Origin of the sequence: Acholeplasma equirhinis, assembly GCF_017052655.1 — a bacterium.
Taxonomy (GTDB): domain Bacteria; phylum Bacillota_I; class Bacilli_A; order Acholeplasmatales; family Acholeplasmataceae; genus Acholeplasma; species Acholeplasma equirhinis.
In genome coordinates this window covers 812,991-837,051 of the sequence record NZ_JAFIDC010000001.1, presented here as the reverse complement: position 1 = coordinate 837,051, position 24,061 = coordinate 812,991, and the positions used below count along the sequence as shown (strand labels likewise).

Here is a 24,061-nt window from a genome sequence, read left to right as displayed (position 1 = left end):
GTAATGTCGTTCATGATCATAAGGAAAAAACATGTATTGTATGTGGACGTTTAATGAAAACAATTAATGTTGAAGATAGCATCATTACAGTTGGTTATCCTGATGTTAAGGTCATTAAGAATAAAGGTGATATTGCATTAAGAATTTTAGGTGTCATCTCAATAGCGATTTCTCTCATTGTTGGTGTAATTAACTGGTTGACTTGGAATCAATTTGCTGAATATTGGAGTTTAATTATCGTTGGTACATTAATCTATATTTGGTTACTCTTTAGTCAAATTATTATGAGTAAACATGATTATCCAACCAAAGCAATCCGTCAAGTCATCATTGTTTCAATCTTGTTAGTTATTTTAGATTTATTTACAGGTCATACCAAATGGGCAATGACCTATGTTGTTCCATTCTTATTTCTTGGTACAACAGCACTCTTACCATTAATCATTGCAACGATGCCTAAGAAATATTTCTTACATGTTAGAAGTTTATTCTTCTTAGTCATCCTAGATTTACTTGTTTCAATCGTTCCTTTTACAACCGATTGGATGGAACAAGGTATTGAATGGACAGGTGCAATGGTAGGACTTGCAGGGATAATCTTGCTTGCGATTATGTGGGTCTTCGCACCGCGTACAACAAAACAAGAATTAGTTAAAATCTTCAGAATATAAAAGAATTCAATGTCCTTACTTACTACTATAGTATGTGAGGACTTTTTATATGCAAGATCTACCTAGAGAAAAACTAATTAAATATGGTGCATTTGCACTCGATAATCATGAACTTATAGCAATCCTTTTACGGACAGGAACTAAGAATGAAAATGTGCTGGATTTGTCACTTAAAGTAATGAACCTATTTAGACACATAAGTTATATTAAAACGCTGAAATTAGAGGATTTAATGACCGTTAAAGGGATAAATGAAGCAAAGGCTACAACCATTCTTGCCGCACTTGAGCTTGGCAGAAGAATCCATGAAAAATCGCACAATAAAGCAAAACCAATGACAACAACTGAAGATATTTATGAATTCTTAAAAGATGAAATGGAACTGTTAGAACAAGAACATTTAATTGTTTTAACACTTGATATAAAGGGTAGTGTTTTAAAGAAAGAAACTGTTTATATTGGAACGACAACATCGATTACAGTTTCAGTTAAAGATTTATTTAAAAGTGCAATCAAATTTGGTGCATATGGGATTGTTATGATTCATAATCATCCAACTGGAGATGCACGACCTTCGATACAAGATGATCTCTTAACAGAAAAGGTTAAAAAGGCATCTGAACTACTTTCAGTAGAGTTAATCGACCATATGATTATTGGTAAATTTGAATATTACTCTTATAAAGGGCGAAACTTAGTAAAAGTTTGATATAATCTATTCATAAAGAGGATGTGAAATAGATGAAAAAAGACTCTAGTGTTAAACTTTGGTATTTAGCGTGTGTTGGTGCGATTATTTTAATCATTATGATGGTAACAGCATCTGTATTACAAATTGGTAATCAACTCGCTACAATCCACCCATATGTATCTTATGGCTTCTATGTGCTTGCAGTATTACTTACTTATTTTTTATTGGTTAGACCAATCGTTATCATTTTATGGTCACCTTCATTTTCAATTGATACAACCTTAGACAAAAACCCTAAGAAAACATATAGTGTTTTCAAAGTGGTTGCTAAGAGATTATTAGACAATAATGATCTAACTCAAGCTGAAAAAGAAGAGATTAAAAATGCAATGGGTGATGCACACAAACTTCGTGATGCATTAAACCATGCGTATAATCACCATATTAAGAAAAAGATGAATGCAAAAATTAGAGAACATGCAAAAACTGTGATGATCTCTACTGCAATTTCTCAAAATGGTCGATTAGATTTCATAACTGTAATTGTAGTCAATGTTCGTATGATTAAGGATTTGGTTGTTATGTGTGGCTTTAGACCAAGTTATCGAAATCTTGCGAAACTTGTGGTCAACGTCTTTACAACTGCACTGATTGCAGAAGGACTTGAAAATATTAAAATTCAAGACGTGCTTCCTCAATCAACAATGAATATGTTAGGTGAAATTCCACTGATTAAACCAGTGATGTCATCTGTTGTTGAAGGTATCTCAAATGCTTTATTAACTTTAAGAATTGGTATCGTGACAAGAAAGTATTTATTTGATGATGCGGAAGACTTAACAAAAGAAAAGATTCGCTTTGGTGCGCTTCTAGAAGCAGCAAAACACTTACCGATGGTTATCGCAGATGGACTCATGATTTTCCCTAATGCAGTCTTTAATATGTTTAAACCAAAGGCTAAGAAACTAGAAGACCTTGACGAAGCAAAGTAAAGTGTGGGTTTTTCTGTAAATATGTTATATTTACTTGACAAAGTTAGAAATATCATATAAAATATCTTGCGTTGTACCACATAGAAAAGGTTTTAAATGCTTTAAAGCTACCTTCATAGTGAGTCTTCGAAAATAAAAAAATATAAGGAGGGAACAAACATGTTTGCAGTTATCGTTACAGGCGGTAAACAATTAAAAGTTACTGAAGGACAAGAAATCTATGTTGAAAAACTAGATGTAAATCCTGGTGACATTTACGAATTTACAGAAGTGTTAGCTACAGATTCTAAAGTGGGTAGTCCATTAGTAGAAGGTGCTAAAGTTATCGCTGAAGTTGTAAAACAAGGTAAACAAAGAAAGATCATTGTTTTCAAGTACAAACGTCGTAAGAACTTACGTAGAAAACAAGGTCATCGTCAACCATACACTAAGTTAGTTGTTAAATCAATCGTAGAATAATTATGATTCATTATACTTTCAAAAAAGAAAATGGATATGTTAACGAAATTAAAGTTAAAGGACATGCACTCTTCGGTGACTATGGAACTGATATTGTGTGTGCATCCGTATCAACCGCTTTAATTATGACAGCTAATGCAATTGAAACTTTAGGATTTAAGGATTCTATCCAAACTAAAGTTAAAAGTGGAGACTTCGTATTAAAAGTATTAAGATCTAATGCAACAATCGAAGGATTACTCCAAAATTTAATTTACACATTAAATGAGCTTGAAGCTCAATATAAATCTCACATTAAAAATCTAAAGGAGGAATAACCATGTTAAAACTCAATATACAGTTATTCGCGTCTAAAAAAGGGGTAGGGTCAACTAGAAATGGTCGTGACTCTCAATCTAAACGCTTAGGTATGAAACTAGCTGATGGACAATTAGCAAAAGCTGGTGCAATTATCTACCGTCAACGTGGAACTAAAATCCATCCAGGACTAAACGTTGGTCGTGGTGGCGATGACACACTATTTGCTATGGTCGAAGGTATTGTTAAATACGAACGTGTTGGCAAAGACCGTAAACAAGTTTCAGTATACGCTGCATAACTAAAAGGTAATCTAATTACCTTTTTTTCTTGATATAATACAATTAGGAGTATTAAAAATGAGTGTTTTTATAGATGAAGTAACAGTAGAAATTAAAGCTGGTAAAGGTGGCGACGGTAAAGTTGCTTTCAGACGTGAAGCCCATGTTGAATTCGGTGGTCCATCAGGTGGTAATGGTGGTAACGGAGGCAACATTTATTTTGTTGGTGATTCAGGTAAAAACACTTTAATTGATTTAAAATATAACCGTCATATCCGTGGTAATCATGGTAATAGAGGTGAAATTAAAGGTATGTTTGGTGCAAATGCTGAACATACATATGTAAGAGTTCCACTAGGTACTGTTGTTTATCATGAAGATGGTAGATTAATCGGTGAAGTGTTACACCATGGTCAAGAATTATTAGTTGCTAAGGGTGGTAAAGGCGGTAGAGGTAATATTGCATTTGCTACGAATAGAAACCAAGCACCTGATTTTGCTGAAAAAGGTGATTTAGGACAACACTTTTTAGCTAAAGTAGAATTAAGAGTTTTAGCAGATGTTGGGCTTCTTGGATTTCCATCTGTTGGTAAATCAACATTAATCTCAACAATTTCAAATGCTAAAGCTAAGATTGCTGACTATCCTTTTACAACACTTTCTCCTCAACTTGGTATGGTCCAAGTTGATGATCAATCATTTGTTGTTGCAGACTTACCTGGTTTAATTGAACACGCACACTTAGGTGTTGGTCTTGGTATCCAATTCTTAAAGCACGTTGAAAGATGTAGAGTCTTACTTCACATCGTTTCAATGGAATCAGAAGATCCTTTCAAAGATTATGAAGTCATTAATAATGAACTTGTTCAATATGATGAATCCCTAAAAGAACGTAAACAAATTGTTGTTGCGAATAAAATGGATATTGAAGGTGCAGAAGAAAAATTAGCTGAGTTTAAAAAGAAACTTGGTAATATTGAAGTTCTACCAATTTCAGCTGCAACAAGATCTGGACTCCAAGAACTTAAATATAAAATCATTGAAGCATTAAAAGAAGTTCCAAAACTTGAACCTAAATCATCAACTAAACTCTATACATTTGATGAAGAAGTTAATAAAGAATTTATTATCACCAAAGGTGATGATGGTATCTTTGATGTATCAGGTGAAAAAGTAATGCAACTCTTTAATCGTACAGACTTCAATAATGAATCTGCAATCAAACGTTTCGCAAGACAACTTCGTGGTTTAGGTATCGATGATGCTCTAAAACAAGCAGGTGTTGAGCACGGTGATATTGTTAGAATTCTTTCATACGAATTTGAATATTTAGAATAATTATAAAGATGAAAAAATCCCTCAAAACGAGGGATTTTTTATTAGACTTTTAATGTTCTTTGTTTAAACTGATAACTTTGGTTTGCATCCTTTAAATCCTTATCAAGCATGCGTTTTTCTTCAACTTGAATTTGATTTGCATTATGCTCACTCTTTTTCTTGAATGAAAGAATCATGGATTCTTTCTTTTCATAACTTTGTTTAAGTTCTTGTTCAATTGATGTTAGGCGTTTTTGATGAAGTAAATTTTTCTTAGTTGTTTGATCTAAATAAGATGCTAGTTTTTCTTTTAGTTGTTCGTTTAATTTGACTTCAGTTTGTTGGAATCTAGTATTTAATAAACCATTTTTAAGTTGAGTCGTTTCTTCTAAGGATTTAAGATTTTTAATCTTTAAATCCATTTGGTCGTTTGCTTTTTGATTAGACTTCATGAAGGTGTCAGCACTCTTTGTTAAGTTCTTTTGGAATTCAACATCAAGTTGAGTAATCACTGAAGTTAGGTTTGAATCAATTAAAATAAGTTCATTCTTGATCTTTTCTTCTGTTTGAAGAATTTGAGTTTCAAAGGCTTTAATTTGATTTTTAAGTGTTTCGATTTCACTCAATTTTGTTTGTTTGATATTTTCAATTGATGTTTCAATTGATAAGATTTTCTCTTTTTCAAGGGATGCGAGTTGAGCTTTTAATCGGTTTCGATAAAGATCGAGTGCATTTCGATTGGTAAGTAATATTTTCTCATGAGCTTCCAAATCATCTTTTTGTTCTTTAAGGAAGTTTGACTTTAAATTAGATTGATCCTTATTGAGTTTCTCAAAAAGAAGAATAGAACCCTTTAACAATGATTGATATAAGACATGAGATTGTTTTTCAAACGATGCTTCTAAACGTTTAAAGTTTTTCTCGTATTCTTTAATCATATCTTCGGTTAAATAAATTGGTTGATTTAGTTTTTCAGTTAATGGTCCAATTTTAGATTCATAGTTTACAAAGAGTGTACTTAATTTCTTCATTAAGTTCTTATAGAATGTAAGTTGTTGGAAGTAAATTTTAGTATCTTTTTGTTGTTGAGAAATTAAATTATCTTTTTCAAGTTCAAATTGACGCGATAGATTATCTTTTAAAGTTTTAATCTTATCCATTGGTTTATTGAACTTTTGAATTTCTTTATCAAGTTTTTGCATCTCGGTTTCGATTGAATTAATTTGTTTCTGAAGGTCTTCGATTTCAACTTGATATTTCTTATTTTCTTTTTTATCTTGAATTTCAGATTGTTTAATTTCTAGTACATTAATTTTTGATTGAATGCGGTCGATATTAGATTCTAAAACCATGATTTGATTATCAATTTTCTGAATTTCAACATTATATCCATTGAGTTCATCATCTAGTGCTTTCATTGATGTTTGAAAATTTGTTGTTAAAACTTTAAGGTTAGTTTGATAATGATGATTTGTTAAATCATTGAATCTAGTTTCATGATATGATTGCATATCAACTAGAAATTCATCAATTGCGGATGTTTGGATATTTGATAATTCTCTAAAGACTTCTAAATAGAGTGTAATATATTGTTTAACATCTTCAGGGTGAGCAGGCAATTGATATAAATTAATAAGTTCTAACATGAAATGATGGTGCACATTATAAACAATGTACACTTGATTGAAGAGGTAGTGGATTCTTGAATGAATGATATCTAACTCTTTATTTAAGACAACCATTTCGGTATCAATTTGAGACAATTGATCTTGATAGTAAACTTTATCATTTTCGAATTTTATTTCTTGATCTAAATCTGAAACAAAGGATGATGTCTCGTCATGATATGAGTCATTTAAAATTTTCTGTTCTTTAATCTTGTAGTTAATTTCTGTAGAAAGCTGAGTTTTTTCAAGTAAAAATTCAAGTTCATTTGTAAGGTTTGTAACCTCAAATGTACTTAAAGTTAAATTCTGTTTAAGTTCTTGATTTTTTAAACGTTGTTCTAAAATGACAGTTTCTTTTTCTAAAGATAATTGTTCAGTCATCATTAAAACATTTTTATCATACTCAAGTTTAATTCTAAGTTTTTCTAATTGTTCCTGACATTCAAGTTGATATAGGAATATTTTATGATCAATCGTATCTTCTTGATGTTGGAAGTGGTTTAAGTGATAGTTTGTATCATTTGAAAGTAAATTAATATCACGTTCAGAGATTGCATTTGCAACAGCTAAATCTTTATCAAGTGGAGCGATTGCTTCAAGATGTTTAATATCAAGAAGCTCTAAATCGTGGTCTAAATTCAGTTTTAATTTCTTTAACTTAGTTTCGATTTCTCTTGCTTTATATTGATAATTTTGTTCGTTATAATAGTTTTCTAATTTTTCGTTTATGAGTAAGATTTTACCTTCAATACGCCATTTAGAGCGATCTTCTAAAAATTCAATTTCAGCTTGATTTAATTTTTGGTACTGTTCTCTAGTCTTAGTTACGGTATCTTTTTTTGTTCTTTGGACTTGTTTATTGAGTTCAGCATCTTGAGCTCTTGTGATTATAGAAAATTCCTTATAGAGTAGTTTTCTTTCATCTTCATTGTTAGCAAGATTTCTTTGTTCTTTATATTCTTTTTGTTGTTCAGCACGATCTTTAATTAATGCTTCACGGAATGCTGATAACTTTGAGTTATATAAAGTAATTGATTCACTTGTTTCCTTGATGATTTGTTCTTTCTTTTGATTGTACTTTTCAATAATGACTGAAATCTGATTTTTATGCGTTTCAATCTTTTCAGAATATATTCTTTCATGTTCAGACTTTAAATCTTGATAAGATTGTTCTAAAGCTTTTAATTCAAGATCAATTGGTACTAAAGATTCTTGATATCTAGATTTTAATTTATTTGATGCATCATCTTTTTTCTTCTTTAATTGGTCTACCTTTTTATTAAAAGCGGTAGAAGCTTGATGATAATCATTTTTAACACTTAAATATTTGGAATCGGATTGTTCGCGATATAAAGCTTTTGATGTGACAATGCGTTCTTTTTCAAGTTTCATGTTTTGTTCAAATGCTTCTTGATTTTTTTGAATCACTAAAACATCTTCTTGATATTTCGCTTCAACTTTTACGAGTTCACTTGCAGCGTTTTGTTTAATTTGGTGCATGGATTTCGCACTTTGTTTTTTGATGTCTGCAATGACTTTTTCAATATAAGCTAAATCTTTAGACTTAGTTGTTAATGCTTGTTTATTAAGTAAATTTAACTTTTCTTCAAGTTCGTTAATTTCATGGTTGAATTTGTCGATATCTTTTGAAGTTTTTAATTTTAATGTTTCGATGTTTCTATCTTTTGCAAGATATAAGGCTTTAATTTTATCTTTCGTATCTTTTTCAAATAAAGCGTAGTTTTCGCGTAAAACTTTCATCTTATCTTGATGATTTTGTTTGGTAATTAAATGTGCATGCTTTGTATCTCTTGTTACTTTTTCATGCGTTTCCTTAAATGCTAAAAACTCCTTAGATAAATCTTGGAGTAAGGTTGCTATTCTATCAGTAATTGCTTTATATTTCTTGTCTTTACTTGCTAGATTTTTTAAGTTGTTAATCGCTTCTGTAACAAATTCAAAGGTCATTCTTTCACCTACTAAATTTATTATAACATAATAAAGATAACAAAAAATGATATAATATTTTAGAACGAATACTTTGAAGGTGGAAGTCATGTACGGATATATTAAAGGAATTGTTAAAAAGGTTTCACCAGAACATATTATTATTGACAACCAAGGGATTGGATATTTAATTTTAAGTCCAACACCATATCAATATCATTTAGATGATGAAGTGGTTGTTTATACATATCTTCATGTCAGAGAAGATATTTTTGCACTATATGGATTTAAAGATGAAGAAACATTAAAATTATTCCAAAAATTAATTAGTGTTTCAGGTATCGGACCGAAGAGTGCACTTTCAATTGTTGCTTTTGATGATTCAAATAGAATAGTTGAAGCAATTGAAACAAGTGATGCTAAATATTTAACGAAATTCCCAGGAATTGGTATGAAGTCTGCCCAACAAATTATTCTTGATCTTAAAGGTAAACTTGTTGATGAGGGTACTGATTTAAGATTACTTGATGATAATTCAAAAGATGTGATTGCTGCACTTGAAGCACTTGGTTATAACAAGAATGATATTAAGAAAGCACTAAAAAATATTAATATTGATCAATCAGTCGAAAGTGCATTAAAAGAAGCACTTGCATATCTTTTACGATGAGGACTTAAAATGGAAAATGAACAAGATCTATTAAGGGATTTAAGTCAGAAGCAAGATGATGAGTTGATGCTTCGTCCCCAATATTTAAATCAATATATTGGACAAACAGATGTCAAAGAGATGCTATCTGTTTATATTCAAGCTGCTTTAAAACGAGGTGAATCTCTTGACCATATTCTACTTTACGGTGGACCTGGGTTAGGGAAAACAACACTTGCACAAATTATAGCGAATGAACTTGGTGTAAATATAAAAATTACATCCGGACCAGCAATTGAAAAAACTGGTGATTTAGCTGCACTTTTAACAACACTTAAACAAGGTGATGTGCTATTTATTGATGAAATTCATCGACTGCCAAGATTTGTTGAAGAAATTTTATACAGTGCAATGGAAGATTACGTGCTTGATATTGTACTTGATAAAGACAATGCATCAAGAAGTATCAGAATCGAGTTACCACCATTTACTCTAATTGGTGCAACGACAAGATTTGGTGATTTATCACATCCACTTCGTGAAAGATTTGGAGCAGTTTTAAGACTTTCTTACTATTCACAAGAAGAAATTGCAATGATTGTAAGACGCACATCTTCAGTTTATGGTAATGAAATTGAAGAAGAAGCTGTTTTAGAACTTGCAAAAAGAAGTCGTGGAACACCGCGTATTGCTAACCGTTTATTTAGACGTGTGCGTGACTTCGCTGAAATTATGAGCGACTCTGTTGTCACTTATAAAATTACTGAACTTGCACTAAGTAAGTTAGGTATTGATAATCGTGGTTTAGATCACGCAGATTATATGTATTTAAGAGGGATTATTGATCGATTCAATGGTGGACCTGTAGGGGTTGAATCACTTGCTTCAACAATAGGTGAAGAACCAGGAACGATTGAAGAAGTTTATGAACCATTCTTGCTTCAAGAAGGGTATATTAAACGTACACCAAGGGGTAGAGTAGCCACAGAACTTGCGTATCAAGTTCTTGGTAAAAAATACTACAAAGGACTATTAGACACTTGAAACTAGATCTATTTGATTTTAATCTACCTAAGAATTTAATTGCACAACATCCAGCAGAAAAAAGAGACCACTCTAAATTATTTGTTATTGATAGAAAAACTGGCGAGAGAAGACATCGTCATTTTTATGATATTATTGATGAATTAGAACCTAATGATGTACTTGTCATGAATAACACAAAAGTCATTCCTGCAAGACTCATGGGTATTAAAGAAGAAACCAATGCAGCGATTGAAGTTTTACTCTTAAAAGAGACTTCTAAAAATAAATGGGAAGCCTTAACTAAACCTGCAAAACGTGTCAAAGTTGGTACTAAAATTTCGTTTGGTAATGGTTTATTAGAAATGATTTGTATCGAAGAAAAGGAAGAGGGTATACGTGTCTATGAGGCCGTTTATCAAGGCATTTTCTTGGAAGTTTTAGATAAACTTGGCACAATGCCATTACCACCTTATATTACAGAACAGTTAAAAGACCAATCAAGATATCAAACTGTCTATGCAGAGAATCCTGGTAGTGCAGCCGCACCAACTGCAGGACTCCATTTTACAAAAGAACTACTAGCCAAAATTAAAGAAAAAGGCATTGAAATCATTGAGATTACTTTACATGTTGGTCTAGGAACCTTTAGACCTGTTCAAGTGGATGATGTTTTATCTCATCATATGCATTATGAAGATTATGAAATTACTAAAGAAGCAGAAGTTAGACTGAATCAAGCAGTTGAAAATAAAAAAAGGATCATTGCAGTTGGTACTACAACGGTCCGTACGTTAGAGTCAAATTTTGATGATAAATTCCATGCTGGTCATTTTTCAACAAATATCTTTATTTATCCAGGGTATCAATTTAAAGTCGTGAAATCTATTATTACAAACTTTCACTTACCTAAATCAACACTTATTATGTTAATTTCTGCATTCTATTCACGTGAACAAATTCTAGATATTTATGATGAAGCAATTAGAAATGAATATCGATTCTTCTCGTTCGGTGATTCAATGTTTCTTAAATAAAGTTTAAGACAATTGCGAATATACCCATTAAGAATGCATACCCTGCAAACCAAATCAAGTTTTTAACTTGAACAAACTTTTTCAAGGTATGGATTGTTAAATAAGAGAAGATGAAACTAAATAAGAAAGCTAGTGAGAATCCAAGAACATCAATTGTTCCTGGATTTTTTATTGCCTCATATAATCCAAGTCCAGATACAGGTATAGATATTAAAATGTAAGACAAGAATGAAAATCTTAATACATAAGAAAGTCTAACCTTTTGAGATAAACCACCAACCATTGTTATACCAGATCTTGAAAGTCCTGGAACAATAGCAAACATTTGGAATAAACCAATAATTGCAGCATTTTTAAAATTTAATTCTTCTAGGAATTTAGCGTTTCGTAAACTAAAGACAAGTGCTAATAAAAGTGATGTAGCAATCAGTGCGATACCAACTGTCAGTAAATCTGTTGGGAAAATATCTTTAAATAGTAAACCCGCAATACCTAGTGGAATAACAGCAATACATAATTTAACTGCATATAAGAAATTCGATTTGACATTATCATCGTTTCTAGATAATGGATTAAAGGCATATGCAAAAGAATCTGAAACTAGCACCTTAATATCTTTAAAGTAGAAGACTACAAGTGCTATGAATGAACCCATATTTGTAATCATTAAAAATAATTTCAATTCAGTATCTAAGTTTACACCACCCATAAAAAGGTGAGAGAAAATAACTAAATGTCCTGAAGATGAGACTGGAAAGATTTCCGTGACCCCTTGAATAATTCCTAGGATGATATATTTTAATATTTCAATTAGATATTCCATTGCGATTTTCCTTTACGTCAGTTGTTAGCCTCATTATAACATAATGGGAGGTTTTAAGCATTGTAATTTAAGGTAAAAAAACATATAATAAAAACAAGGGGACGTGATACCATGACCGAAGGACAAATCTACACTTTAATTATCGCATCTATCGTTGTACTGCTTGGGGCAGCATTTATTGTTTTTTATGTTTTAAAAACAAAACAGAATAAAGAAAAAGCTCAACCAACAATTGATGTTTCTACGTTACTAGAAGCTTTAGGTGGTGCAAGTAATATTGTGCAAACAAGTCTTGATAATAAAAGACTTAAAGTAACTTTGTCAAATCCTAAGTTAGTATCACAAACTCTACTAAAGTCTATGGGCATTATCGGTATGTTAAGTGGTAAAGAGTTGAAACTCCTTATCAAGGATAATCCCGTAACCATTAAAACAAAACTTGATCAACTAAAAAGTGAGGTAACTAAATGAAGCAGAAGTTCAAAATTGTTTCAGAATATGGTTTACATGCAAGACCTGCGACACGTCTTGTGAATCAAGCTATGTCATATGAATCAGAAGTCAGCTTAACAGCATTTAACCGTACAGTTAATTTAAAAAGTATCATGGGAGTCATGAGCTTAGGTATTTACCATGGTGAAATCGTAGAAATTACAGCGGTTGGTCCAGATGAAAAAGAAGCCATCGCAGGACTTACAGATTTCATGGTAACTGAAGGGTTAGGCTCAATCGAATAATGATTAAAAAAATACTACAAGGTTCTCTTGTAGGTATCGGTTCAATATTACCAGGTGTAAGTGGTGGCATGATCGCCGCCGCTTTCAATATATACAGCAAGTTAATTGAGGCATTAGACCGATTAACCAAGGAACCTATTAAAGCAATTTTATCCATTTGGGAGTATTTAATTGGAATTGCATTAGGCATACTCGTTGGTTTTATTGCGATTGCATATGTGTTTTATATCATTCCAATTCCTTTAACATTGCTTTTTATTGGTTTAATCCTAGGTGGTATACAGGAGATTTACTTACTTGCTAAGAACGATAAAATATCCATTAAAAGTGCAATCATTGTTACGGTTACTGCAGTTTTAATGATTTCCTTAACATTTATCTTGCCGCTATTTAAAACAACTGATGTTTCGAATACAAGTTTAGTGTTATGGTTCTTTGTTGGAATCCTTCTTTCAGTTTCTTTAATTGTTCCAGGGTTATCTGGAACAATGTTACTTTTAATGATTGGTTATTATGGACCACTCTTAATCGTAGGTAAAGAAATGATAGAGTCTGTTTTAACAATTAACTTTGAACTATTCTTTACACACTTTTGGAATGTCCTATTTGTTGGATTAGGGTTGATATTTGCATTTATTGTACTTGGTAAGTTATTAAATTTAGTTTTAAAAAAATATCCAAAGACGTTTTATCAAATTATATTAGGTATAATTATCGCAGCTCCAGTTAACATCATTGCTTCATTACATGTAGATATGGCAACATCTGAGACACCAGTTGATATTTTTAATTTTAGTGAACAATGGTATATGTGGTTAATTGGAATTATTTTAATTCCTTTTGGATTTATGTTAGCGAGATTATTTAGTAAGGATAGTTATGAGACAAAAGAAAATTAAAGATGCAACAGTTGAAAACTTAATGAGACTTGGTGTATTAACTTCACCAAAAAAAATTGTTGTACCTGTAGGTCAACAAATTTTTATGGAAATTGGATCAGGAAAAGGTCAATTTATTACGAATCTAGCCAATGATTTTAAAGATCAAGTTTTTATTGCAGTAGAACGTGATAAAAATGCGTGTTATCGTTTAGCTCAAAAGAAAGAGATCATGGAACTTGAAAACTTAATCGTGATTTTAGATGATGCACAAAATTTACCTGAATATATGGGTCAATTAAAAGCGGATGTTATTCAATTAAACTTTCGCTTTACCATAGTTTCTTAAAGAAAAATGGTAAAATTGTGTTTAGAACAGACCATGTTGATTTCTTTAATGATTCATTTACATATTTTGCTGAAGCAAATTTTGAAATTAAAGAATGTAACTGGAATTTAGAAATATCAAAATATATGACCGAATACGAAGAAAAGAAACGTGAATTTGGTCCAATCTATCAATTGGTGGCAGTATATAAAGATGAAGAACAATCATTATAAAAACTTAATGGAACTTCCTGGCATTTCATCTCATGAAAAAAGAATTCGTGAATACATGCGTTCTGTCATGGAAAAGTATCCTCAATATGAAATCATCCAAGATAAACTTGGAAGTATTTTTGCATACAAGAAATCGGAAGTAAAAGATGCACCAACAGTTCTTGTTGCAGGTCATATGGATGAAGTTGGTTTAATGGTTAAAGAAATCTTAGATAATGGTGCGATTAAAGTTTTACCGATTGGTGGATTAAATGGTGAAGTTTTTATTTCCCAAATAATGTATGTTTATACAAAAGATGGTAAGAAATTACCTGGTGTAATCGGTGCGATTCCACCACATTTGAAAGAAAAGAATCAAATTGAAATTTCAGCATTACTCGTTGATTTAGGAACATCATCAAAAGAAGAAACACTCTCATATGGTGTTTCAATCGGAGATATGGTTTTATATGATACACCATACATAGATACAGTAAATGGTCAACGATTTATTGCTAAGGCAATTGATAATCGATATGGTTGCGGATTAGCATTAGAAGCAATTGAGAAATTTGCAAATATTGAACTACCATTTAATGTTGCAATTGGCGCAACTGTACAAGAAGAAGTTGGATTACGTGGTGCAGAAACTGCAACAAACCTTTTCATGCCGGATATGTTTATTGCCCTTGATGCTTCACCTTTGAATGATATTCATCAAAAGGATGCAATTGGTAAATTAGGTGAAGGTTTCTTACTTCGAATTTATGATCCTAAAAATATCATGTTATTCCCACTTAGAAACTATATTGAAGATTTAGCAAACAAACATCAAATCAAATATCAAGCATACGTTTCAATGGGTGGAACCGATGCAGCGAAAGCAATTGATATGCATGAAGGTGTGATTGCAACAACAATTGGACTTCCTGCAAGATACATTCATGCAAGTGTTGCAATGGCTGATTATTTTGATTTAGATCAAGCAAGACAAATGTTATTTGCATTACTTAAAGATTTAACAGGAGAAAAAATAAAAGAATTAAAGGAGCTGATGTAAGTGAAAACTTATACACTATCAAATGGTGTAAAAATGCCAGCCTTTGGTCTTGGTACGTTCAAAGTAGAAGCAGGAGAGTCTACTTATGAAACTGTTTTAAATGCTTTAAAGATTGGCTATAGACATATTGATACTGCAATGATGTATCAAAATGAAGAAGATGTTGGTCGAGCAATCAGAGACTCAAAAATACCACGCGAAGAAATCTTTGTTACAACCAAAGTTGTTAAACAATATCAAGGTGATGTTTCAAAGATCAAAGCAGATATCGACGGTTCTTTAAACCGATTAAACATTGGTTATGTTGATTTATTATTAATGCACTGGCCAAATCAAAAATATGAAATGAATGCACTAGTTTGGAGTATCTTTGAAGACTATTATCAACAAGGTAAATTTCGTGCAATTGGCGTATCTAATTTCCAAAAACATCACTTAAATGAACTTTTAAAAACAGCAAAAGTAAAACCAATGGTGAATCAAATTGAATGTCATCCGCTCTTACAACAAAATGCAATGTTAGAGTATTTAAAAGCACATAACATTCAGATGACTTCATACGGTCCGTTTGCTAAGGGTAAAGTATTTGAATCACCAACAATTGATGTGTTAAATGAGATTGCATCACACTATAACGCAACTGTTGCACAAGTCATTATTGCATGGGGATTATCTCGTGATATTGTAATGATACCAAAGAGTGTTCACTATGAAAGATTAGAAGAAAACTTTAATGGACAACGCTTAGCTTTAAGTGCAAAAGACCTAGAAAAATTGAGTCAATTAAACCGTGCATTACGTGTTTATTCAGATCCAGACAACAACAATTTTACAGAGTAAAAAGTTAAATAAAGATAATCAATTCTTTTTGAATGATTATCTTTTTTATTGTATAATAGATATAAATTAGCAGACGAGGTAATTCATGGCACAGAAAAATTACGATGAGAAATCAATCCAAATATTAGAGGGATTAGAAGCAGTTAGAAAACGTCCTGGAATGTACATTGGTTCAACCGATCACAGAGGGTTGCATCATTTAGTCTGGGAAATCGTAGATAATGCGATGGATGAGGTTTTGGCTGGATTTGGTGACGAAATTACAGTCAACATTAAACAAGATAATTCGATTGAAGTTATTGACAATGGACGTGGTATGCCATATAAAATGCATGAATCTGGTGTACCGACAACTCAAGTCATTTTTACCGTTTTACACGCTGGTGGTAAATTCGGCACTGAAGGTGGATATAAAGTTGCAGGGGGGTTACACGGTGTTGGTTCATCGGTTGTAAATGCATTATCAAGTGCACTTGAAGTCACTGTATATAAAGACGGTGGAGTTTTTAGACAACGTTATGAAGATGGTGGTAAGAAAATTTATCCACTTGAACGCATTGGTGATTCAAAGAAGACTGGTACAACTGTATGGTTTAAACCAGATCCGCAAATATTTTCAACAACACTTTATAACTACGACACAATCAAAGAACGTTTAAGAGAATCAGCATTCTTAATTAAAGGTTTAAAAATTAACTTAAACGACCAAAGAAAAAACATTAAAGAAACTTTCAAATATGATGACGGGATTAGAGCTTATGTTGAACTTTTAAACAAGTCAAGAACAGCAGTCCATGAAGTCAAAGCAGTAGAAGGTGTTTTTAAAGCAAGTAAAAGCTCAGAAATTGAAGTTGAAGTTGCACTCCAATACACAGATAGTTATCAAGAAGAAATTATCTCATTTGTTAACAACGTCAGAACTAAAGACGGTGGTACACATGAAGTTGGATTTAAGAGTGCATTAACCAAAGTTGTGAATGATTATGCTAGAAAATATGCATTAATCAAAGATAAAGACGAAAATTTAGATGGTGTGGATATTCGTGAAGGCTTAACAGCAATCATTTCTTTAAGAGTACCTGAAAATATTTTAGAGTTTGAAGGACAAACTAAAGGTAAACTTGGAACACCTGATGCAAGAAATGCAACAGAATCCGTATTCTACGAAAAATTCAATACATACCTTGAAGAAAACAGAGATATTGCATCAAAAATCATTGGTAAAGCTGTTGCAGCAAGTAAAGCAAGAGAAGCAGCCAGAAAAGCACGCGAAGATGCAAGAGCTGGTAAAAAGAGAAATAAAAAGGAAGTTATTCTTTCTGGGAAGTTGACACCTGCTCAAGGTAAAGATAAGAACATAAATGAACTTTTCTTAGTCGAAGGTGACTCAGCAGGTGGATCTGCTAAACAAGGTCGTAATCGTGCTTTCCAAGCAATTTTACCTTTACGTGGTAAAGTCATCAATACTGAAAAAACAAATACAGAAACAATTTTAAAAAATGAAGAAATTTCAACGATCATCTACACCATTGGTGCGGATTTTGGACTTGATTTTGATGTTTCAAAATGTAACTATAAAAAAGTTATTATCATGACCGACGCGGATGATGACGGTGCCCATATTCAAGTCTTACTTTTAACGTTCTTCTTTAGATACATGAGACCTTTAATTGAAGATGGTAGACTTTATATTGCGCAACCACCTTTATATAAAATTTCAAGAAAACGCTCAAAGAAAGAAGAAGTTATTTATGCTTGGAGCGATGAAGAACTTAAAAAGATTGTAGAAGATTCTGAAGGGTCTTACAATATTCAACGTTATAAAGGTTTAGGAGAAATGAACGCATCTCAACTTTGGGATACAACAATGAATCCTGAAACTAGAACTTTAATTCAAGTAACAATTGATGACTTTGGAGTCTCTGATAAACACATCACTGTTTTAATGGGTGATCAAGTATTACCACGTCGTGAATGGATTGAAAGAAACGTTGATTTTGAAATTACAGATGATTTTGACATAGAAGGTAAGTCTAGATGAGTAAAAAAGTAATTGAACAAGTAAATAAGTTTGTGAATGAACGTGTTGAAAAAATGTTACTTGAAGACGTTGTCTCAAGTCGTTTTGCACGTTATTCTAAATATATCATCCAAGATAGAGCCTTACCAGATGCAAGAGACGGTTTAAAACCTGTACAACGTCGTATTTTATATGCGATGGGTGAAATGGGACTTGCATATAACAAACCATATAAAAAATCAGCACGTATTGCTGGTGAAGTTATGGGTAAATATCACCCACATGGTGACTCATCAATTTATGAAGCACTCGTTCGTATGTCACAAGACTTTAAAATGAGATTACCTTTAGTCGATATGCATGGTAATAACGGTTCGATTGATGGTGACTCACCAGCTGCAATGCGTTATACCGAAGCACGTTTATCAAAAGAAGCTGAATATTTATTAAAAGATATTGATAAAAGAACGGTTAATTTTGTTCCAAACTTTGATGATGAAGAACAAGAACCAACAGTTTTACCTGCAAAATTTCCTAACCTTTTAGTTAATGGTGCAATGGGGATTTCAGCAGGTTATGCAACAAAGATTCCACCACATAACTTAAGAGAAGTCATTGATGCAACGATTGCACTGATTGAAAATCCTGATTTATCAGATGATGATATACTTCATTACATTAAGGGACCAGACTTTCCAACAGGAGGTATTGTCCAAGGTAAAGATGGTATTAAGCAAGCACTAACAACCGGTGCAGGTAAAGTCATTATCCGTTCTAAAACATTTATTGAAGAAATTTCTAAATCACAAGATCGCATTGTTGTCACAGAAATTCCTTATGAAGTGAATAAAGCTGAACTTGTAAGAACAATTGATACCTTACGTGTGAATAATAACATTGATGATATTTTAGAAATCCGTGATGAATCAGACCAAGAAGGGTTAAGAATTGCAATTGACCTTAAGAAAGGTGCAGATTCAGGCTTTATCCTAAACTATCTTTACAAAAACTCGGATTTACAAATTGCTTTTAACTATAACATGGTTGCAATTTTAAATCACAGACCTGTTTTAGTTGGTGCAAGAGAACTATTAAAAACGTATATTGAACACCAAAAAGAAGTAATTACAAACCGTTCTAACTTTGAACTTGAAAAAGCTCAAAAGAGATTCCATATCGTTGATGGATTAATTAAAATGACATCAATTGTTGAAGAAGTCATTAAAACAATCCGTGAATCTCAAAATAAAGCGGATGCTAAATTAAATATTCAAAATAAATTTAGTTTCTCAGAACTTCAAGCAGAAGCGATCGTTATGTTACAACTTTACCGCTTATCAACAACCGATATCCAAGCATTACGTGATGAACAACAAAACTTAACATTTGAAATGGAAAAGTTAAACCAAATCCTTTCAAATGAAAAGATTTTAATGAAGACGATTAAATCTGAATTACTTGAAGTACATGCAGTTTTAGGTGATGATCGTAAATCATTAATTGAAGACGAAATTGAAACAATTAAGATTGATCATAGAGATTTAATCAGTGATGAAAATACGATGGTTGGTATTACGAAGGATGGTTATGTTAAACGTGCATCCTTACGTAGTTATCAAGCAACACCAGAACCTGGCTTAAAAGAAAATGATGCTTTTATCTTCTTAAAAGAAGTTAACACATTGGATACACTTTTAATCTTTACTAATTTAGGTCAATACATTTTCTTACCTGTCTATAAAATCGATGAGCAAAAATGGAAAGATTTAGGGGTTTATATTAATAATATTGTTCCAATTGAAAAGAATGAAGTTTTAGTTAAAGTGCTTGCAGTATCTAACTTCAAGACAGACGAAAAGATTTTAATGGCAACCAAATTTGGTCAAATGAAACAAGTTAACCTAACTGAATTTGAAGTTACCCGCTATAACAAATCACTGCGTGCTATGAAACTTGCACCAGGTGATGAGGTCAGAAGTGTTGATATCACTCTAAAAGAAAATATTATTGCACTTTCTAAAAAAGGGTATGGTCTTCGATTTGAAACTGAAGAACTTCCACTATATGGACTTCAAGCAGGTGGTGTTAAATCGATGTCGCTTGCAGAAGATGATGAACTTGCAGTTGCATTCTATGCAAGAAGTAACGATGATTTCTATTTCTTAACAAGCCGTGGGCATATTGTTAAAGATTCAGTTTCTGAAGTTTCTAAATATGCAAGAGGACGTAGAGGCATTATTATCTTAGAACGTCAAAAGACTTTACCACATTTAATTGTTTCTGGTGCACGACTTTCAAAAGCACAACAAAAAGAAGATGTAAATATTCGTCTTGTTGGCACCAAAGAAGCAGTCTATATGCCACTCTCTGAAGTCAAATATTCACCAAATAAATTTGGTAAAAAGATGATTGACGATGGTTACTTCATGGAAATTGATAAATCATCTTATGAAGAAGAAGTTGTTGTTGTAGAAAAGAAAAAAGTTTCTAAACCAGAACAAGAAGCTAAGGTCATTGAAGAAGCGATCATGACCAAAAATAACAAACAAATTCGCTTAAGTAGATTAGATTTATTCGATGAAGAGGAATAAAGGAGATAAATATGAAACTAACGATTGATTCAAAGGAACTTACTTTTGAAAAAATATGAGTTTAGAGCAAATTGCAGCTAAACTTGGTAAAACTGATGCAGTATGTGCAGCAGTTAACGGACGTATCCGTGAATTATCTTACCTAATGAGTGACGACGCTGAAGTCGAATTCTTAGGTTTAGATACACATGACGGGATGCGTATTTATGAAGCTACACTGCGTTATGTCTTCGCAATGGCAACTTATAGAATCAATCCTTCATTAAAGATTAGATTCTCTTATTCAGTTTCTCGTTCAATTCTTGCAACAATAACCAATGGTGATGTCACAGATGAACTTTATGAGAAGATTGTTCAAGAAGTAAAAAAGATTGTTTCTGAAAAATTAACAATCAAACGTTTGTCTGTTTCTAAACAAGAAGCAACTAAAATTTATACAAACTATGGCTACTTAGATAAAATTGAAACATTAAAATTACGTCAAGAAGATCAAGTTAACTTGTATCAAGCAGGTAATTATGTAAACTATATGTTCTCATATATGTTACCGAATACGTCGCTACTTACAATTTTTGACACTAAATTCTATGCACCAGGATTCTTAATCTTCTATCCAAGAGCAGAACTTCAAGGTAAACTTCCAGAATTTGTTGATCAAGTTACATTTGGTAAAACATTAAAAGAAGCATACAAATGGGGCAAAATCATTGGTGGAGATACGATTGCCAATATTAACAAACATGTTGAAACAAGAGATGCTGAAGTTGATTTTGTTAACCTTTGTGAAACAAAACATAATGATCAACTTGCTGAACTTGGTAATTTAATCGCAGCACAAATCGATGATATTAAATTAATTGCAGTTGCTGGTCCTTCATCATCTGGTAAAACTACCTTTACTAACCGTTTACGTATTGAGTTAATGGCAAAAGGTATCAAACCAAAGATGATTTCAATGGATGACTACTATAAACCTAAAACAGAAGCTCCAAAAGATAGTGATGGAAAACCAGACTTAGAACATGTTGAAGCACTTGATATCGATCGTTTCAATCGTGATATGGCCTCCCTTGTTCAAGGTAAAGAAGTTTCATTACCACACTTTGACTTTAAACTTGGTAAACGTGTGGAAGGTCCAAAAATTAAATTAGAGAAAAATTCTCCAATTTTAATTGAAGGTATCCATGCCTTAAACGACAGATTAACAACCCTTATTCCTTCACATCAAAAATTCAAGATTTTTATTGCACCGCAAACTCAAATCCATATTGATGAACACAACCCAATTTCATTAACAGATTTACGTCTATTAAGAAGAATGGTTCGTGACCAAAAATATCGTTCAACACCTGCAGATATGACAATCGAAATGTGGCCATCTGTTAGACGTGGTGAATTCCGCTGGATTTATCCAAACCAAGAAGGTGTAAACTACGTATTTAATTCAGAGTTATCTTATGAGTTACTTGTATTAAAGAAATATGCAATTCCACATTTATCACAAATCGATCGTTCACATAAACACTTTATTACTGCTAACCGTTTAGTTAAATTCTTGAAATACTTCAAGGATATTGACGAAAAATTAATTCCCTCTAACTCCCTCTTACTTGAATTCATTGGTGGTTCTCCATTCCATGATTAAGAGGTATTAGATGAAAGCTTTATCTAATATGTCACGTCTTTTAGTAACAACAGAAACTTTACTGTTGTTACTAAAGGTGTACGAAGCTAAAGGTAAATCATTTTATTATGATGAACTCTTTGAAAGAGACAAAGATGTTTTCTTAAAGAAAACCATTGAGAAAAATGTTTACTATTTTGGTAAACTTATGGACATTGGTTTAACAGATGCCAGATTAAAACTTTTATCAAAAAAGAAGTTAATGGCTAAAAATAAAAAAGAAACATTTTTACTTAATATTAAGGGTGCGTTAACTTCCATACAAAAGCACCCTGATCAATTTGAACTTTTTACAAATGAGTTTGATAACCTAGCAAAAGCCTTATCTAAAAACTACGAAACCATTAAGTTTGAGAGTAAAGAGAAAAAGAACGATGGCACAATCTTCACAGCAACCGCTAAATCTAAGGATAAAAGAGAAGATTTAGATGCCATTATCATGGAATACAATAAACAGAATAAAACTAAATTATATGAATTAACCCAACTCATTTCAAACTTTTATATTGATTTTGTAAATGCAAAACTCTTCAATATGCATAATGAAGAGATTGCATATCTTGGGTTATATGCCTTTTTAATTAGAGACTTTTCAGTCTTTAAGTATGTGTCCTTCTTTGAATACTTCTATAAGAATTTTGAAGTCTATAAGATGGCACTCAATCAAGCAAATTATCATTATCAAACAGGATATCCAAATACAGAAAGTCTAAATAGATTAATTATTGATATCTTGTATCAAGCATATGAAGAAGTAAATGATTTCTCAAGAGAGTATTCTTTCGAAAAGAAACTCAACAAAAGTGATAACATTGAATCAACCGTTAGAAGCGGTAAAGAAATCTTTTCTAAAGAAGATATCAGACAAGTACATCCAACTGTCTCTGAAATTACCATCGATCGTACGTTGAAACGACTTAAAGATGAAGGGGTTATCCAACCACTTGGCAAAGGTCGTTCATCTAAATGGCAAAAGATTCCAGAAGACAGAAGAAAAGGTGGTAGACAGCTTGACATCTTCCAATTCACAGACTAAAAAAATATTAATTACAGGTGGTACCAATGGTATCGGTAAAGAAGTTGCAAGAATACTTGCGATCAAGGGTTACCATATCATCTTAACTGCAAGAAATGAAAAACTCATCAAAGAAGTCATTGATGAGTTTTCCCATTTAAATCCAGAGTTAAAATACTCATATTATTTAGTGGATTTTTTAGATTTAGAAAAAATGAAGATTGTTTCAAAGGAAATTCTAAAGGATCATCCTATAATTGATTTCATCTATATGAATGCAGCAATGATTCCAAAGAAGCGTGGTGAACAAACAAAAGATGGGATTGTGACATCAATGGTTGTCAACTTTTTATCACAACTCATTTTATTTGAAACAATGTTACCTGCTTTAAAAAAATCTGAAACAAAGATGGTACTCCATACAACCTCCATGTCAACGAATAGAAAATTTTCAATGACCGAACTTGATAGGATACACACTTTCGGAAGAATTAAAAGTTATGCAGTAACTAAACAACTGGCTGCAATGAGTTATTATTACTATTCAAGATACAATCTTGATGTCATATTCAAACTCGTTGATCCAGGTGTTGTTTATACAAAGACTGCAATTGGTGTGATTCCAAAATACTTAAGATTTATTGGACCGCTCGCAGCAGTTTTCTTAAGTAATCCTAAGAAGGTTGCTAAAGATGTTGTTGCGTTAATTGAAAGAGAAGATCCAAAACAAATTGCACTTTATAAAAATGCGAAACTCATTAAACATCATATGATTTACCAAGATTTAAAACTGCAAGATGAAATTATCACATATGCACATAGTTTACTGGGGGAAAAGTAAT

General features: G+C 32.0%; 22 protein-coding genes and 1 pseudogene. 21 read left to right on the top strand and 2 right to left on the bottom strand.

What is annotated here, in order from left to right; translation table 11 throughout:
* The first annotated feature begins 53 nt into the window (after positions 1–53).
* From JV173_RS03920 to obgE, 7 genes are all read left to right on the top strand, one after another.
* Positions 54–671, top strand: a complete 618-nt coding sequence (locus tag JV173_RS03920; RefSeq protein ID WP_205734987.1) for a DUF6320 domain-containing protein — start codon at positions 54–56, stop codon at positions 669–671.
* 49 nt (positions 672–720) lie between these two features.
* Positions 721–1,380: a RadC family protein gene (gene radC, locus JV173_RS03915; RefSeq protein ID WP_205734986.1), complete on the top strand. Its 660-nt coding sequence runs from the start codon at positions 721–723 to the stop codon at positions 1,378–1,380.
* 32 nt (positions 1,381–1,412) lie between these two features.
* Positions 1,413–2,354 carry a DUF697 domain-containing protein gene (locus JV173_RS03910; RefSeq protein WP_205734985.1) on the top strand — a complete coding sequence of 314 codons (942 nt, stop codon included), beginning with the start codon at positions 1,413–1,415 and terminating at the stop codon, positions 2,352–2,354.
* 159 nt (positions 2,355–2,513) lie between these two features.
* Positions 2,514–2,813, top strand: coding sequence for a 50S ribosomal protein L21 (gene rplU / locus JV173_RS03905; protein ID WP_205734984.1), 300 nt, complete (start codon positions 2,514–2,516; stop codon positions 2,811–2,813).
* A gap of 2 nt (positions 2,814–2,815) precedes the next feature.
* On the top strand, positions 2,816–3,130 hold the full coding sequence (locus tag JV173_RS03900; protein WP_205734983.1) for a ribosomal-processing cysteine protease Prp: 315 nt from the start codon (positions 2,816–2,818) through the stop codon (positions 3,128–3,130).
* A 2-nt stretch (positions 3,131–3,132) separates the two neighbouring features.
* Positions 3,133–3,411 (top strand): 50S ribosomal protein L27, encoded by a 279-nt coding sequence (rpmA, locus tag JV173_RS03895; protein ID WP_205734982.1) that lies wholly within the window; start codon positions 3,133–3,135, stop codon positions 3,409–3,411.
* 58 nt (positions 3,412–3,469) lie between these two features.
* Positions 3,470–4,729, top strand: coding sequence for a GTPase ObgE (gene obgE / locus JV173_RS03890; protein WP_205734981.1), 1,260 nt, complete (start codon positions 3,470–3,472; stop codon positions 4,727–4,729).
* Positions 4,730–4,770: 41 nt separating this feature from the next.
* On the opposite strand, the gene JV173_RS03885 is transcribed toward obgE, so the two are convergent.
* Positions 4,771–8,343 (bottom strand): hypothetical protein, encoded by a 3,573-nt coding sequence (locus tag JV173_RS03885; RefSeq protein ID WP_205734980.1) that lies wholly within the window; start codon positions 8,341–8,343, stop codon positions 4,771–4,773.
* Between the two features lie 88 nt (positions 8,344–8,431).
* On the opposite strand from JV173_RS03885, the gene ruvA reads away from it, so the two are divergent.
* From ruvA to queA, 3 genes are read left to right on the top strand one after another with little or no spacing between them, the layout of a single operon-like run.
* Positions 8,432–8,992, top strand: a complete 561-nt coding sequence (gene ruvA / locus JV173_RS03880) for a Holliday junction branch migration protein RuvA (protein ID WP_205734979.1) — start codon at positions 8,432–8,434, stop codon at positions 8,990–8,992.
* A gap of 9 nt (positions 8,993–9,001) precedes the next feature.
* Positions 9,002–10,015, top strand: a complete 1,014-nt coding sequence (gene ruvB / locus JV173_RS03875) for a Holliday junction branch migration DNA helicase RuvB (RefSeq protein ID WP_205734978.1) — start codon at positions 9,002–9,004, stop codon at positions 10,013–10,015.
* Positions 10,012–11,031, top strand: a complete 1,020-nt coding sequence (gene queA / locus JV173_RS03870; RefSeq protein ID WP_205734977.1) for a tRNA preQ1(34) S-adenosylmethionine ribosyltransferase-isomerase QueA — start codon at positions 10,012–10,014, stop codon at positions 11,029–11,031. The genes ruvB and queA overlap by 4 nt, the downstream gene beginning before the upstream one ends.
* Here queA and JV173_RS03865 read toward each other — a convergent pair.
* On the bottom strand, positions 11,024–11,854 hold the full coding sequence (locus JV173_RS03865) for an undecaprenyl-diphosphate phosphatase (RefSeq protein ID WP_205734976.1): 831 nt from the start codon (positions 11,852–11,854) through the stop codon (positions 11,024–11,026). The two genes, queA and JV173_RS03865, sit on opposite strands and share 8 nt — an antisense overlap.
* 111 nt (positions 11,855–11,965) lie before the next feature.
* On the opposite strand from JV173_RS03865, the gene JV173_RS03860 reads away from it, so the two are divergent.
* The 11 genes and pseudogenes from JV173_RS03860 to JV173_RS03805 all read left to right on the top strand — a co-directional run bounded on the left by JV173_RS03860 (position 11,966) and on the right by JV173_RS03805 (position 24,060).
* Entirely contained in the window at positions 11,966–12,325 is a 360-nt protein-coding gene (locus JV173_RS03860) for a PTS sugar transporter subunit IIB (RefSeq protein WP_205734975.1), read from the top strand.
* Positions 12,322–12,591, top strand: coding sequence for an HPr family phosphocarrier protein (locus JV173_RS03855; protein ID WP_205734974.1), 270 nt, complete (start codon positions 12,322–12,324; stop codon positions 12,589–12,591). Before JV173_RS03860 ends, JV173_RS03855 begins: the two co-directional genes overlap by 4 nt.
* Positions 12,591–13,490 carry an undecaprenyl phosphate translocase family protein gene (locus tag JV173_RS03850; protein WP_205734973.1) on the top strand — a complete coding sequence of 300 codons (900 nt, stop codon included), beginning with the start codon at positions 12,591–12,593 and terminating at the stop codon, positions 13,488–13,490. The genes JV173_RS03855 and JV173_RS03850 overlap by 1 nt, the downstream gene beginning before the upstream one ends.
* Positions 13,471–14,030 (top strand): annotated as a pseudogene (locus JV173_RS07050) (class I SAM-dependent methyltransferase). Before JV173_RS03850 ends, JV173_RS07050 begins: the two are co-directional and overlap by 20 nt.
* Positions 14,011–15,069, top strand: coding sequence for a M42 family metallopeptidase (locus JV173_RS03835; protein ID WP_205734971.1), 1,059 nt, complete (start codon positions 14,011–14,013; stop codon positions 15,067–15,069). The pseudogene JV173_RS07050 and the gene JV173_RS03835 overlap by 20 nt, the downstream one beginning before the upstream one ends.
* The gene (locus tag JV173_RS03830) at positions 15,070–15,909 is read left to right on the top strand and encodes an aldo/keto reductase (RefSeq protein ID WP_205734970.1); all 840 of its coding nucleotides are present in this window, start codon (positions 15,070–15,072) and stop codon (positions 15,907–15,909) included. It begins immediately after the preceding gene.
* Between the two features lie 85 nt (positions 15,910–15,994).
* Positions 15,995–17,950, top strand: coding sequence for a DNA topoisomerase IV subunit B (parE, locus tag JV173_RS03825; protein WP_205734969.1), 1,956 nt, complete (start codon positions 15,995–15,997; stop codon positions 17,948–17,950).
* Complete coding sequence (gene parC, locus JV173_RS03820) at positions 17,947–20,520, top strand: DNA topoisomerase IV subunit A (protein ID WP_205734968.1); 2,574 nt, start codon at positions 17,947–17,949, stop codon at positions 20,518–20,520. Before parE ends, parC begins: the two co-directional genes overlap by 4 nt.
* A 55-nt stretch (positions 20,521–20,575) precedes the next feature.
* Positions 20,576–22,165 carry a nucleoside kinase gene (locus JV173_RS03815; protein WP_205734967.1) on the top strand — a complete coding sequence of 530 codons (1,590 nt, stop codon included), beginning with the start codon at positions 20,576–20,578 and terminating at the stop codon, positions 22,163–22,165.
* A 10-nt stretch (positions 22,166–22,175) separates the two neighbouring features.
* A complete protein-coding gene (locus JV173_RS03810; RefSeq protein WP_205734966.1) occupies positions 22,176–23,240 on the top strand; it encodes a hypothetical protein in 1,065 nt (354 codons plus the stop codon).
* Positions 23,215–24,060 (top strand): SDR family NAD(P)-dependent oxidoreductase, encoded by an 846-nt coding sequence (locus tag JV173_RS03805; RefSeq protein WP_205734965.1) that lies wholly within the window; start codon positions 23,215–23,217, stop codon positions 24,058–24,060. Before JV173_RS03810 ends, JV173_RS03805 begins: the two co-directional genes overlap by 26 nt.
* Position 24,061: the final 1 nt, after the last annotated feature.

What these genes read in the sequence shown, in the direction of transcription:
- JV173_RS03920 (WP_205734987.1), top strand. Translation starts at nt 54, where the DNA reads ATGAAAACAATTAATGTTGAAGATAGCATCATTACAGTTGGTTATCCT.
- radC (WP_205734986.1), top strand. Translation starts at nt 721, where the DNA reads ATGCAAGATCTACCTAGAGAAAAACTAATTAAATATGGTGCATTTGCA.
- JV173_RS03910 (WP_205734985.1), top strand. Translation starts at nt 1,413, where the DNA reads ATGAAAAAAGACTCTAGTGTTAAACTTTGGTATTTAGCGTGTGTTGGT.
- rplU (WP_205734984.1), top strand. Translation starts at nt 2,514, where the DNA reads ATGTTTGCAGTTATCGTTACAGGCGGTAAACAATTAAAAGTTACTGAA.
- JV173_RS03900 (WP_205734983.1), top strand. Translation starts at nt 2,816, where the DNA reads ATGATTCATTATACTTTCAAAAAAGAAAATGGATATGTTAACGAAATT.
- rpmA (WP_205734982.1), top strand. Translation starts at nt 3,133, where the DNA reads ATGTTAAAACTCAATATACAGTTATTCGCGTCTAAAAAAGGGGTAGGG.
- obgE (WP_205734981.1), top strand. Translation starts at nt 3,470, where the DNA reads ATGAGTGTTTTTATAGATGAAGTAACAGTAGAAATTAAAGCTGGTAAA.
- JV173_RS03885 (WP_205734980.1), bottom strand. Translation starts at nt 8,343, where the DNA reads ATGACCTTTGAATTTGTTACAGAAGCGATTAACAACTTAAAAAATCTA.
- ruvA (WP_205734979.1), top strand. Translation starts at nt 8,432, where the DNA reads ATGTACGGATATATTAAAGGAATTGTTAAAAAGGTTTCACCAGAACAT.
- ruvB (WP_205734978.1), top strand. Translation starts at nt 9,002, where the DNA reads ATGGAAAATGAACAAGATCTATTAAGGGATTTAAGTCAGAAGCAAGAT.
- JV173_RS03865 (WP_205734976.1), bottom strand. Translation starts at nt 11,854, where the DNA reads ATGGAATATCTAATTGAAATATTAAAATATATCATCCTAGGAATTATT.
- JV173_RS03860 (WP_205734975.1), top strand. Translation starts at nt 11,966, where the DNA reads ATGACCGAAGGACAAATCTACACTTTAATTATCGCATCTATCGTTGTA.
- JV173_RS03855 (WP_205734974.1), top strand. Translation starts at nt 12,322, where the DNA reads ATGAAGCAGAAGTTCAAAATTGTTTCAGAATATGGTTTACATGCAAGA.
- JV173_RS03850 (WP_205734973.1), top strand. Translation starts at nt 12,591, where the DNA reads ATGATTAAAAAAATACTACAAGGTTCTCTTGTAGGTATCGGTTCAATA.
- JV173_RS03835 (WP_205734971.1), top strand. Translation starts at nt 14,011, where the DNA reads ATGAAGAACAATCATTATAAAAACTTAATGGAACTTCCTGGCATTTCA.
- parE (WP_205734969.1), top strand. Translation starts at nt 15,995, where the DNA reads ATGGCACAGAAAAATTACGATGAGAAATCAATCCAAATATTAGAGGGA.
- parC (WP_205734968.1), top strand. Translation starts at nt 17,947, where the DNA reads ATGAGTAAAAAAGTAATTGAACAAGTAAATAAGTTTGTGAATGAACGT.
- JV173_RS03815 (WP_205734967.1), top strand. Translation starts at nt 20,576, where the DNA reads ATGAGTTTAGAGCAAATTGCAGCTAAACTTGGTAAAACTGATGCAGTA.
- JV173_RS03810 (WP_205734966.1), top strand. Translation starts at nt 22,176, where the DNA reads ATGAAAGCTTTATCTAATATGTCACGTCTTTTAGTAACAACAGAAACT.